The 12,598-nt window shown below is 31.2% G+C and carries 12 protein-coding genes and 1 other annotated feature; all 12 genes read right to left on the reverse strand.

From position 1 onward, the window contains the following. Positions 1–326 precede the first annotated feature (326 nt). Complete coding sequence (locus T473_RS0109065) at positions 327–1,178, reverse strand: TIGR03943 family putative permease subunit (RefSeq protein ID WP_024621622.1); 852 nt, start codon at positions 1,176–1,178, stop codon at positions 327–329. Further along, on the reverse strand, positions 1,175–2,785 hold the full coding sequence (locus T473_RS0109070) for a permease (RefSeq protein WP_029791671.1): 1,611 nt from the start codon (positions 2,783–2,785) through the stop codon (positions 1,175–1,177). Before T473_RS0109070 ends, T473_RS0109065 begins: the two co-directional genes overlap by 4 nt. Further along, entirely contained in the window at positions 2,782–3,777 is a 996-nt protein-coding gene (locus tag T473_RS0109075; protein WP_024621624.1) for a CobW family GTP-binding protein, read from the reverse strand. Before T473_RS0109075 ends, T473_RS0109070 begins: the two co-directional genes overlap by 4 nt. A gap of 39 nt (positions 3,778–3,816) precedes the next feature. After that, positions 3,817–4,626 carry a metal ABC transporter permease gene (locus tag T473_RS0109080; RefSeq protein ID WP_024621625.1) on the reverse strand — a complete coding sequence of 270 codons (810 nt, stop codon included), beginning with the start codon at positions 4,624–4,626 and terminating at the stop codon, positions 3,817–3,819. A gap of 51 nt (positions 4,627–4,677) precedes the next feature. Further along, positions 4,678–5,349 carry a metal ABC transporter ATP-binding protein gene (locus T473_RS0109085; RefSeq protein ID WP_024621626.1) on the reverse strand — a complete coding sequence of 224 codons (672 nt, stop codon included), beginning with the start codon at positions 5,347–5,349 and terminating at the stop codon, positions 4,678–4,680. A 16-nt stretch (positions 5,350–5,365) separates the two neighbouring features. Beyond that, positions 5,366–6,328 carry a metal ABC transporter substrate-binding protein gene (locus tag T473_RS0109090; RefSeq protein ID WP_029791673.1) on the reverse strand — a complete coding sequence of 321 codons (963 nt, stop codon included), beginning with the start codon at positions 6,326–6,328 and terminating at the stop codon, positions 5,366–5,368. A 40-nt stretch (positions 6,329–6,368) separates the two neighbouring features. Continuing rightward, the gene (locus tag T473_RS17265) at positions 6,369–6,674 is read right to left on the reverse strand and encodes a hypothetical protein (RefSeq protein WP_024621628.1); all 306 of its coding nucleotides are present in this window, start codon (positions 6,672–6,674) and stop codon (positions 6,369–6,371) included. Positions 6,675–6,706: 32 nt separating this feature from the next. Then, positions 6,707–7,126 (reverse strand): Fur family transcriptional regulator, encoded by a 420-nt coding sequence (locus T473_RS0109100; protein WP_024621629.1) that lies wholly within the window; start codon positions 7,124–7,126, stop codon positions 6,707–6,709. 186 nt (positions 7,127–7,312) lie between these two features. Then, the gene (gene gltX, locus T473_RS0109105) at positions 7,313–8,794 is read right to left on the reverse strand and encodes a glutamate--tRNA ligase (RefSeq protein ID WP_024621630.1); all 1,482 of its coding nucleotides are present in this window, start codon (positions 8,792–8,794) and stop codon (positions 7,313–7,315) included. Positions 8,795–9,276: 482 nt separating this feature from the next. After that, a complete protein-coding gene (locus T473_RS0109115; protein ID WP_024621631.1) occupies positions 9,277–10,992 on the reverse strand; it encodes a proline--tRNA ligase in 1,716 nt (571 codons plus the stop codon). A 116-nt stretch (positions 10,993–11,108) separates the two neighbouring features. Continuing rightward, positions 11,109–11,310 (reverse strand) — a binding site (T-box leader). A gap of 36 nt (positions 11,311–11,346) precedes the next feature. Continuing rightward, positions 11,347–11,832, reverse strand: a complete 486-nt coding sequence (ispF, locus tag T473_RS0109120) for a 2-C-methyl-D-erythritol 2,4-cyclodiphosphate synthase (protein WP_024621632.1) — start codon at positions 11,830–11,832, stop codon at positions 11,347–11,349. 88 nt (positions 11,833–11,920) lie between these two features. After that, a complete protein-coding gene (locus tag T473_RS0109125; RefSeq protein ID WP_024621633.1) occupies positions 11,921–12,535 on the reverse strand; it encodes a DUF3267 domain-containing protein in 615 nt (204 codons plus the stop codon). Positions 12,536–12,598: the final 63 nt, after the last annotated feature.

Raw genomic sequence — 12,598 nt, forward strand, 5'->3', positions numbered from 1 at the left:
TACGCTTAAATTTTTAAAATAACCTCTTCTCTTAACAACTCAATTAATTTTTTACTACCTGCTATTTTTTCTAAACAAAGTTCTAAAAGAAGTTTGTTATCTGCTATAAGTTTTCTCAGATTAGAAAATAAAATACATAAAACAAAGAGACACCTGAACGGCAATTCAGATGTCTCAAAGACGGTTAAATTTATTTTTATTGTTTAAGGAACGACACCTAAAGCCGAATTAGTCTTGATCCTTTCAATTACTATGTTCTTTTCTTATTTTTAGTATATCTCTTAAATAATCCCCAAATCAAATTAAAGCTGTATGAATATTTACTTTTAATATGGATATATATAATCTTCTGTTGGATCTGCGGAATATATATTATTTACATTAATTTGTGGATCTTCTATACCATTTCTTTCTTCTTTTATTATGGTTCCTTCCACTGTTACCCATGTATCAGACTCCAGCTCACTTCCCTTGTTATACTTACATACAAAACCACATGGCGACAAATCTGCTGCACAACATGTCATCATAAGTCTAGCTGCAACAAATTCGTCCTCGTCCATTTCTAGATCCTTATATACAAAACCTTTTATAGAGATTTTAAACCCTATATATTTATCAATATCCATATATATTTCATTGTACCACTGAGAGAATTCATTATGAGATACTGTTATCTTCTTATTTTCTTCATCATATCCATGAAGTAGTATTTCTTCACCAAATACATTTACGGTTACATATTTTCCGCTACCCACTGAATCATTGTCCATATTACTTTTTTTAGATAAATTCTTTGAATCTCGACTCTTTAGTGCTCCATTATTTTCTCTCATATCATTTGTAGCACCACTAGTTAGATCATTTCCATTTATTAACTTAGATGAGAGATTCTCTACAGATACTGAACCATGAGGCAATACAAATAGTAGTATAGGTAAAATTAATACAAAACAATGGTATACTCTTTTTCTATATTGTGGTCTATATAAGTTTCTAATGCTAAAAATAATCCATATGAGCATTACTGCCATTATATAAATCAAATAAGGCATCATTTTAGAAGTTACATAATTCAAGTACTTGCCAGTATATACTAAGTGTAATATTACAACGAAAAAAACAGTATAACAAGAGGTTTCTATAAGAACCTGGTAGTTTAACTCTCTCCCCTTCATAGTAAATAACCTCCTAATCCAGTGCTAAAGAATATAGCCACCGTACTATAACATATAAAGAATGTTATTAAAGCTAATTTTACTATGAATTTCGCTGAAAATCCGCTTGACAACATTATTATATTTTTTATATCAATCATAGGTCCGAATACAAGGAATCCTATAATAGAGCCTACTGGCAATTTAATTGCAAAACTCCGTGCAATTGTTGCATCTGAAGAAGAACAAAGTGACAGGAAAAACGCCATTAACATCATAACTACAATAGATATGTATAAATTAGTATCTTTGTGTATCAATAACGTATTTGAAATAAATACTTGATAAGATGATGAAATAAATGCTCCTATCATTAGGAATTTCCCCACATTAAAAAACTCCATCTGAGAGTGACGTATGAATAATGCTATTTTATCAGACAACGTAGTGATATTCTCAATCCCCTCAAAACAACCACAGCTACAAAGATTATTATCAATACTGCTCAATAAAAACTCGCCTCTCGGTTTCCATACAGAAAATACTATACCAACTAATACAGCTATTATGACCCCCATACAAACTCTAGCAAGTACGATTCTAATGTTTCCATTAAAAGCAACATAAGTAGATAAGATTACCACTGGGTTAACAATAGGGGCAACTAATAAAAACACTATTGCAGAAGAAATAGGCACTCCCTTTTTCACAATACTTCTGAAAATAGGTATAGAAGCACAATCACATACAGGTAAACAGAACCCCGCTATTATCGAAAATAAAAAGCCTGTACTAATTCTTTTAGGATACTTTCTTTCTAACCATTCCTTTGATATGAAAACTTGAATTAGCGATGACAGTATTACACCTATCATTAAAAAAGGTAACCCCTGAAGCAATATCCCTAAAAATATATTTATCGTAGTATCAACCTGAATAAACATCGTATTAAATAACATTCTAAATACATAATAGAATACAATAAATAACAATATGCAACTACATAATCCATTTATGGGATGAAATTTTTTTTTATACAAAAGCTTATCAATCTTTTTAATAGACTTTAAAGGATAAATTTTTACACCTTTATTGATACTATGAATGATTCTTTTAAAGCTAGTGAACCCTTTATTTATATTTCTCGCCATAACTATATCACTATTTGCAATCTGCTCTATTAGCGGACTACCTACTTTTCCTATTATAACTTCGAACTTTCCAATATCCACTATATTAATTACCTTCTGTATCTTGCACAAATCGCATAAAAACTCATCTTTTGGGTTGCTTTTGGATGGTACATATAAAAACATCGATTGAAGAATTGAAAAAGACGTAACCCCATTCCATTCTATCCATATCTCATCTATATCGTTATCAAGCAAGTATTCCTTTATTTGCCTAACTACACAATTTTTATCTTTATCAAGTTCTTTTTTGGAAAAATAAAGAACATCATGATTTGGGTGCTTATCTGCAATCCCTACTTCACCTGACTCAAATTGTATTATACATAATCGTTTCTGTAACATCTTTTGCCTGTTAAAAAACTGATTCAAAAATGTTGTCTTTCCTGAATACAAAAACCCTGTGATGATGTATACAGGAATATAACTTGCTCTCATATCCTCTCATTAAATAAATCTTTCAATTTTTGGCGGTCTAAGTTCTCCCCAATTATAGATAAAAAATTTTCTTTAACCGCGGATTCTTCTATTTTTACTTCTCCAGGCAAGTATTGAAGATTTACAAAGTGATCTTTCTCTTTTAAGATTCCTTTTGCTCTTAAAACAGTTCCATAATTAAATTTTTCTATTTCATTTATCTTTTCTATGATTTCTTCGCACTTTACATTATTCTCAAAATATATGGTTATTGTATCAAATACATCATTTGCATTGTGACTATGACTGCAACTACAACATTCATTCGCTCCGTGATCGCGACAATCATTATTCTCAACAGAATTACAATCCTCATATAAATTACATTTCTGTATATCTTCTTGAATATCTATAAAGTCATTGAACTCTGCACTAGTAAGGAAATCATCAAATTGTATATCGTCCCACGAATTTGTGAAAATGCCTGCCTTAGTGTTTATTTTATTAATAATACTCAGAGCAGATTGGCTCTTTTTATTATTTTCTTCATACCTACTAAATATGATAATATCTGCATTTTTTACCTGATCCTCAAAAAAATCCCCGAAATTCTCCAAATATATCTCACATCTATTGGCATCTACAACAGTTATTTTTTTTGCTATTTTAATCGATTCACAAATTGAAGGATCTTTACATGCATCTATAACATCGGACAGCTTACTTACACCAGAAGGTTCTATTATTATTTTATCTGGTTTATACTGATCTATAATCTCATGTAGAGATTTTACGAAATCACCTGAAAGAGTACAACAAATACAACCTGAATTCAGTTCTTTAACCAGAAAACCATTGTCTTTCAAAAGTGCTGCATCCATGCTAACTTCTCCAAAATCATTTTCAATTAATGCTATGTTTTGATCCTTAAACGATTCTCTTAATAGTTTTTGTATTAATGTGGTCTTTCCTGAACCCAAAAAACCCGATATAACATAAACTTCTCTATTCATTTTTTTCTCCTTATTTTATACAATCCATTTTCTCTAAAATTAACGTAACAACTTAAAGAAAACTCTTTTGAATAATAAAATAAAGGTAAATATTATTACACCTATTAAAACAATTGTTCCGCCCGGTTTTAATCTTAAATAATAAGATATGAATAAGCCTATAATTGTAAAAACAACCGCAAAAATTATTGAATACAATACAGTTTGCCTATAATTTTTTGCAAATTGCATTACACAAGCTACGGGTATAACCATCATAGAGGATACAATTAAAGCTCCGACCGTACGAGCTGCAATAGACACAGTAATAGCCGTTAATATTGTAAAAATAAAATTAGTTATATTTACTGGAACTCCTGCTAATCTTGCAGATCGTTCGTCAAATGTTATAAAAAATAATTCTTTATACAAAATAATAAAGGTAATTAAAACTACACAACTTACGATAATTACCATATACATTTCAAAATCACTAATAGCTACTATACTCCCAAAAAGGAAGCTATTAAAATTAGCCGAGTTTTTAGTAAAGCTGGATAGTATACCAGCTAGTCCTACGCCAGCTGACATTATAATAGCTATAGATATTTCAGAGTATTGAGGAATTTTTTTACGAATAAACTCAATCCCCAATGCGGCAATAATACAAAATACTATAGCACCTAAAATGGGGTTTATTCCCAATATCAAGCCTGCCGCTACTCCTGCTAATGAAGTATGCGATAATGCATCACCCATCATGGATAGTCTTTTCAATACAATTATAACCCCAATACACGGAATGATCATGGCTAGTAAAATCCCAACTATAAAGGCCCTTTGCATAAATACATATTCAAATATCTCCATAAATTTCTACCTCTCTATTGATGGAAAATAATTGTCGCCAATAGGCTCATCCTAATTATTTACCTCTTTTAAAACGCCATCTTCAAGTAACATTGTCTTTGTAACAAAATTATATGTTCGCTTTATGTCATGTGTTATCATAATGATTGTCATACGATTATTTTTATTAAGCTCTGATAATAGCTCATAAAATGAATAAGAACTTTTTTCATCTACCCCAGTGGTTGGCTCATCTAAAATCATTACCTCTGGATTTGACACTAAAGCTCTTGCAAGTAAAACCTTTTGCCTTTGCCCACCGGACATACTACCTATTAAACTTTTAGAATATCCCTGCATACCAACCATCTCTAACGAATTTTTAGTTTTTTGATTATGTTCTTCCTTAGCGAAACGAAATAAACCTATTTGTGAATAAAGATTGGCACGGACAACTTCTTCAGCAGAAGCTGGGAAAAAACGCTGATAGGATAATCCGCTCTGTGATATATATCCTATTTTTGTCCATTGATTAAAATTTTTTATATTTTGTCCTAGAAGTTTGATTTCGCCCTCTGTTGGTGAAAGCTCTCCCAACAATAATTTAATTAATGTACTCTTTCCAGCACCATTAGAACCAATTATCGAAACGAAATCTCCTTTTGATACATCAAAATTTATATCTGAAAGAACTTGTTCTTCTCTATATGAAAACTTTAGATTTTTAACACTTATAATATTCATTTATATCACCACTTCACTACTGTAATGCTAATTTTAGTGATTCCAAGTTTTTACGCATTACAGAAAAATAATCTTCATCACTTGAGGTTTCCTTTGCACTGAGTCCTTCTATTGGATTTAACACATCTGTCTTTGCACCAGTTGCATCAGCAATGGTTTTTGCCACTTTTGGACTCACCAATTCTTCAAAGAAAATCACCTTTACCTTGTTTTTCTTTACGAATTTGATAATCTCAGACATTCTAGCTGGATCCGGCTCTGAATCAGGAGACATTCCTTCGATTCCTACTTGGTTTAATCCATAAGCTTCGCATAGGTAACCAAATGCCTCATGAGAAACAACAATGTCTTTGTTTGAAAGCGGAGTTAATACCTCTTTATATTCTTTATCTAATTTATCTAATTCTTTAGCGTATTTAGCATAATTATTTTCGTAGAATTCTTTATTAGTAGGATCCACTTGAACAAATGTATCCTTTATATCTTTCATTTCCTGTTTTGCATTTTTAGGATCCATCCAAACATGTGGATCAGAAATACTATTTTCATTATATTCATTAGCGCTGCTGTGATTTTCATCCTCTTTATCATGAGAGTGACCTTTAGTTAATTTTATATTCTTTGATGCTTCAAGCTTAACGAGATCTTCATTTTGTGTGCTTTTTAAAATGTCCTCAACCCAATGCTCCATACCCGCTCCATTATATATAAATAAATCTGCTTTTTCTAAATTAGTTATGTCTTTAGCAGTAGGCTCCCAATCATGGGGTTCGACCCCTGATGGAACCATATTTATAATTGTTGCTTTATTTCCAGCAATTTTTTGAGCGAAGTCATACATAGGGTATATACTAGTCAAAACATTAAGCTCTTCTCCCTTAGAATCTAATTGTTCAATTTCTTTATTGCAACCCGTTAACAAACTAAATAACACAATTGTAATCATAGTTAGAAAACAATTTCTTTTAAGTTTTTTCATAATAACCCTCCATAATATTGTATTTAAGCTTATGTATGAGTTAATTATTTAACCTAACTTTTAACGTAATCAGCGTATGTGTTGCCTTATATGAATTCGCATAAAATAGTAGATTTAAATATGCACCGATAACTAGAAATACTCCTGTTATCGGCATTATACCAGTACTTAATTGTCTTAGAGCATTTTCTACTTCTTGTATATGTACGCAAATCTGACATGTATCTCCAACACAATTGTGATTTGTTTCTTCAAATATGTAAAAAGATGAAAGGAGGTAAATAACAATAAAAGTAATACACATCGTAAGTGCAAGTGAATTTCTAATTTTAATATTATTTTTCATTGTAATTAACCTCCTTCCTCATAATTTTTATTTTATATTTTCTTATTAGAACATTTATCGCATTTACCATAAAACATTGTCTTTAATGAATTTAGATTAAATCCATGATTTTTTAGTAAATGCTTCTGTATATTATTTAATTCGTCACACTGAAAATGGATTAGGCCTCCACATTCATCGCATTTAAAATGAAAGTGCTCCTCTAATTGATCTTCTTCATCCACATATTGATAACATGCACCTGATACGCCATCGATTACATATTTTCTAACCGCACCATCATTTACAAGTTTATCTAAATATCTATATACAGTTGACATACCTATTTTCATATCATTTTCTAAGAAATAATCTGTAATTTGATTTATTGTTACATGTTTACCATCAAGTGATTTTATGTAAGACAGGATAGATTCCTTTTGCTTCGTTTTATAATTTGTAGATTTCTTCACTTATATAACCCCTCCAATTTGAAAACCATTTTCAATTTACCATATTAAATTTTTGATGTCAAGCAAATTGACAATCATTTTCAAATTTAAATCTAAATTAAATATATAAGATTTAGTCATTTCATAAGAATATAAAAAAACTCTAAAGTAACTTTAGTTACTTTAGAGTCTATAATATTTTTATTTCTATAAAAGATTTTCTTTAACAAAAGCAAGTCTCTTCAAGCAAATTTCCTTGCCAAGTACCTCTACGACTTTTGGTAAATCTGGACCGTGCATTTGACCTGTAAATATTATTCTAGATCCCATAAATAAGTTTTTACCTTTTATTCCATGCTCTTTTTGGACTTCTTTAAGCATAGCTTTTACACCATCTTCTATAAGCTCGTCAGTGTTTGATATCTTCTCTTCAAGAGCTCCAAGTAAAGTTGGAATGTGCTCAAGTGCTAAGAATTCTTTACACTCATCAGTCTCAAGCTCAACTTTATCACCAAAGAATATACCTGCGTGATCTGTTATTTCCTTCATATATTGTAATTTTTCCTTAACGGCAGATACCATTCCTTTTAAGAAATCGTATCTATTCTTAGCTTCTTCCTCAGTAATAAATCCACCTTCAATTAAAAAAGGTATTGCTAATTCTGTTAAACGGTTGTCATCGCCATCTTTAATGTAGTGTTGATCAACCCAGTTTAGTTTTTCTGTATCAAATACTCCACCGCTTTTAGATACTCTATCTATAGAAAAAGCTTCCTCTAATTCCTTCATAGTAAATAGCTCTTGGTTATCTTCTGGAGACCAACCAACTAGTGCAACATAGTTAACTAGTCCTTCTGGTAAATATCCTTTTTTCTTGAAATCCTCTACGGCTACATCGCCTTGTCTCTTACTTAATTTTTTCTTTTCAGTGTTTAATATATTTGGAAGGTGCACAAATACTGGTGCTTCCCATCCAAAAGCTTCATACAGATACACGTGCTTTGGAGTAGATGAAACCCACTCTTCACCTCTTATTATATGAGTTATCTTCATAAGATAATCGTCAACTACAACTGCGAAATGGTATGTTGGGAAACCATCAGTTTTTATAAGAACTTGATCATCTAGATCATTTGTATTAAATTCAGTTTCTCCTCTTACTAAATCAGTAAACTTAATCACATGATTTTCAGGAAGTCTAAGCCTAATTACATGCGGTTCACCTGCTGCTAATCTCTTCTCTACCTCTTCTTTAGAAAGATCTCTACAGTGGCCATCGTATCTTGGAGTATCTCCCGCTTCTTTTTGTTTTTCTCTTACATCATCAAGTCTTTCCTTAGTACAGAAACAGTAGTAAGCCTTACCAGAGTCTAATAATTCTTTGATGTATTCTTTGTATATATCAAGTCTTTCTGATTGAATATAAGGTCCGAATTCACCTTTTTGAACTATATTACCTTTTTCATCTAAATCTACACCTTCATTATGTTCAATTCCAGCCCATTTCATGGCATTTAGCATGTTTTCTATAGCTCCGTCAACAAGTCTACTCTGATCTGTATCTTCTACCCTTAAAATATATTCTCCGCCCATTTTTTTAGCAAATAAATAGTTATAAAGAGCTGTTCTTAAACTACCTATATGTACAAATCCTGTTGGACTTGGTGCAAATCTAACTCTAACGCCCATCTTTAGTACCTCCTGATTAATTTATTCAATATATTTATATTATTAAAATACACTGCTGTTTTGCAAGTGTAATTTTTTATCTGTGGAAAACTCTTAATAACTCCTTATTTCTTATATAAACTTATCCACAATTACAAGTATATCCACATGGATATGTTGATTATACATTTTAAGATAATCGAGTTATAAATTCCTATACTATTATATCAGATTCTATTGATTAAAATATAGCTAACATCAAAAATAGCTCTAGTTAATCCAGATTTTAATCTAATTCCAACTACCAGCCTCATTTATAACATGTAGGTTTTCCCATCCCATTGCTGCTGCATATATGTAAGTTTCACTCGCTCTCCCTCCAGTTCCAAAGTGTAATGAAACTTTCAAAAATAAAAAAATCTTCCATCTCTATAAACGTGCTATAGAGACGAAAGATTTTTCGCAGTACCTCTCTTAGAGGACTTCAATACTTTGCTATCTTATTATCCTAATTTAACTTCGTTTTTAACGAACTCAGCTTTTACTTTTTCAATTATTTCAGAGATTTCTACAAGTTCTTTATCAGCTGCATCTCTAAGTTTGTACTCCACTTTTCCATCCTTAGCATCTTTTCCAACGGTTATTCTTATAGGTATTCCAAGAAGTTCTGAGTCTTTAAACTTAACTCCTACTCTTTCATCTCTATCGTCTAGAAGAACTTCGACACCCATAGCTTCAAGTTTATTTTGTATATTTTCAGCTATTTGACTATTCTCCTCATTCTTCATATCTACTTGAACTATACTCACATGGTATGGAGCTATTGAAAGTGGCCATATTATTCCATTTTCGTCATTGTGTTGCTCTATTACTGCTGCTGCAGTTCTCTCAACACCTATTCCATAACATCCCATAAGTATTGGCTTAGATTTTCCATCTTTATTTATAAAATTAGCGTTCATTGCTTCTGAATACTTTGTTCCAAGTTGGAATATGTGTCCTACTTCTACCCCTCTAGCTATTTCTAATGGGCTACTACATTCTAAACACTTATCTCCTTCTTGAACATTTCTAAAGTCACCTACAACACCTTCATAATCTCTTCCGTAGTTTGCATTCTCTATATGGTACTCAGTTTTGTTAGCACCGATTATCATATTATTTTGATCTGCTACTTCTTTATCTATAAATACATAATCAGCTTTTATATTTATTGGTCCTGCGAATCCTACATCTGCACTTGTAACCTCTTTTACTACTTCATCAGTTGCAAGGGCAAACTCTATAACTCCACCAATAGCATTTTCAACTTTTACCTCGTTTACATCTCTATCTCCTCTTACTACAACAGCTACTGTTTTTCCATCAGCTGTATATACAAGAGTTTTAGCTAATTTCTTAGGAGAAACTTTAAATAAATCTTCTAATTCTTTGATTGTACCTACTCCTGGAGTATGAACTTCTTTTAATTCTTTTAAATCTTCTTTTTCTAATGTATCATTTACTGATTCTGCTCTTTCTACGTTTGCTGCATAATCACATTTGCTACAGAATACTACTTCATCTTCTCCAACATCTGACTTAACCATAAATTCCGCTGATACTGAACCACCTATAGCACCTGAATCCGCCATAACTGGGCTATTATCAAGTCCACATCTTCTAAATATATTTACATAAGCATCAAACATATCTTGGTATGATTTAGCCATTCCATCATGGTCAACATCAAAACTATAAGCGTCCTTCATAGTGAAAGTTTTAGTTCTCATAACACCAAATCTAGGTCTTCTTTCGTCTCTGTACTTAGTTTGTATTTGGTATAAATTCATTGGCAACTGCTTATAAGAAGTTATTTCTTGTCTTACTATATCAGTGAAAGCCTCTTCATGAGTAGGTCCTAGGCAGTAGTCTCTAGATGTTCTATCTTTAAGTCTAAACATTTCCTCTCCCATAGCTTCCCATCTTCCAGATTCTTGCCATAATTCTGCTGGTATTATTGCTGAACAAAGTATTTCTTGAGCTCCCTTTGCGTTCATTTCTTCTCTAATTATCTGAGCTACCTTGTTGAAAACTCTAAGTCCTATAGGAAGTTGATTGTAAACTCCTGAAGACATTTTTTTGATCATTCCAGATCTAATCATCAACTGATGACTTCTAATTTCTGCATCTGCTGGAACTTCTTTTAACGTTGGTAAAAACATTTTAGACATTTTCATTGTATTGACCTCCTAATTTTTATTTAATTAAATTATTTATTACATGATTAGTTTTAAATCTGTTTCTTGTGAGTTTAAGCATTTTGAATATAAAAAAAACCCATCATCTCTATAAATATAGAGACGAAAGGTTATAATTTCCGCGGTACCACTCTAGTTAGCTAACTTAGCCCACTTTTTGGAATATAACGGTTCCTACCGTAAAGTTTTACTTTAAGCTAGAAGTCAGGTTCGAAGTTTTCCTCTTAGAAACTTTCAGCATTCGTTTCCTCTCTGTGAAGATTTCACCATCTACTATTACTTCATAATTGCATTAATATTTTGATTAATATTTAACTTATATCATATAATATATTAATTATTGCCAGATGTCAATAATAATAAACAAATACTTTGAGAAGAAATTCCATCCTCTGATCCAGTAAATCCAAGCTTTTCTTCTGTTGTCGCTTTTATGTTTATATTATCTATCTCTGTTTCAAGTGTTTTTGCTATTACTTCTCTCATCTGATCTATGTAAGGAGCCAGCTTTGGTCTTTGAGCTATAATCGTACTGTCAATATTTCCTATTTTATAGCCTTTAGATTTAACTAACTCGAATACATGAGATAATAGTTTTACACTATCTGCGCCTTTGTATTTTTCATCCGTATCAGGGAAATGCTTCCCTATATCACCTAGCGCCAGTGCCCCTAATATAGAGTCTGTTATCGCATGTGTAATAACATCAGCATCAGAGTGGCCTAGCAATCCCTTTTCATGAGGAATTTCAACTCCTCCTAAGATAAGTTTTCTACCTTCTACTAGCCTGTGCACGTCGTATCCTAAACCTACTCTCATATTATCTCCTCCTAATTAACTTTTTATTTATATTTATCAATATTTTTTAATTTAAATTCTCCAAACTACATACCTGTATACTTGAAATTTATTTAAAGTAGTTTTCTAACCCATTATTTATAATATAGGAACCTTTTGGAACTTGTGTTGCAATTAGGAACATATTTAAAAAATCAACACAAGAGCCCATTGAATTAAGTAAACATAAAAATAGTGTAAATAAATTTAGATATCCCAATACATTTAGAAAAAAAGGTAAAATAACTGATAACAGCATAAATGGCATAACACTAATTATTAAAAATCTATTTTTCTTGATTTTTTCTGTGGTATAAACGAATCCAAATAATCCATTTAAACCCCAATAAGTTTTATCAGAGTTTAAAATATTTGGTATAAATGCTGCATGAATAAATTCATGTAATAGCATAAATAAAACCATTGCGACAATATACAACAGAATCGTTAAATTTATTGTAAATGTAACGTCGAATTTGTGACTATTATTTAAAACTTCTCTTATAGGAGCGTATAGATAAAATGCTATAACAATAGATATAATACCATTTATAATCATAAATGGTATTGATAGAAAAGTCGCTGAGACTAAACTAGAAGGCTCTTTTAATTTTGTCCATCCATCTGATATGAGAATTTTTCTTAAATTTTCATCTGCATTGGGTATTGTTTTTGTATATATCATAATTCACGCTCCAAATATAAATAAACAAATAGTTGTAATGCAAATTACAACTATTTGTTATCT

The sequence above is a fragment of the Clostridioides mangenotii TR genome, assembly GCF_000498755.1.
Classification (GTDB): domain Bacteria; phylum Bacillota; class Clostridia; order Peptostreptococcales; family Peptostreptococcaceae; genus Metaclostridioides; species Metaclostridioides mangenotii_A.

Excerpts from the sequence above, each read along its gene's own strand:
- T473_RS0109065 (WP_024621622.1), bottom strand. The coding sequence starts at position 1,178 with ATGAAGGGGAGAGAGTTAAACTACCAGGTTCTTATAGAAACCTCTTGT.
- T473_RS0109090 (WP_029791673.1), bottom strand. The coding sequence starts at position 6,328 with ATGAAAAAACTTAAAAGAAATTGTTTTCTAACTATGATTACAATTGTG.
- T473_RS0109070 (WP_029791671.1), bottom strand. The coding sequence starts at position 2,785 with ATGAGAGCAAGTTATATTCCTGTATACATCATCACAGGGTTTTTGTAT.
- T473_RS0109075 (WP_024621624.1), bottom strand. The coding sequence starts at position 3,777 with ATGAATAGAGAAGTTTATGTTATATCGGGTTTTTTGGGTTCAGGAAAG.
- T473_RS0109125 (WP_024621633.1), bottom strand. The coding sequence starts at position 12,535 with ATGATATATACAAAAACAATACCCAATGCAGATGAAAATTTAAGAAAA.
- T473_RS0109085 (WP_024621626.1), bottom strand. The coding sequence starts at position 5,349 with ATGAATATTATAAGTGTTAAAAATCTAAAGTTTTCATATAGAGAAGAA.
- gltX (WP_024621630.1), bottom strand. The coding sequence starts at position 8,794 with ATGGGCGTTAGAGTTAGATTTGCACCAAGTCCAACAGGATTTGTACAT.
- T473_RS0109080 (WP_024621625.1), bottom strand. The coding sequence starts at position 4,626 with ATGGAGATATTTGAATATGTATTTATGCAAAGGGCCTTTATAGTTGGG.
- T473_RS0109115 (WP_024621631.1), bottom strand. The coding sequence starts at position 10,992 with ATGAAAATGTCTAAAATGTTTTTACCAACGTTAAAAGAAGTTCCAGCA.
- ispF (WP_024621632.1), bottom strand. The coding sequence starts at position 11,832 with ATGAGAGTAGGTTTAGGATACGACGTGCACAGGCTAGTAGAAGGTAGA.
- T473_RS17265 (WP_024621628.1), bottom strand. The coding sequence starts at position 6,674 with ATGAAAAATAATATTAAAATTAGAAATTCACTTGCACTTACGATGTGT.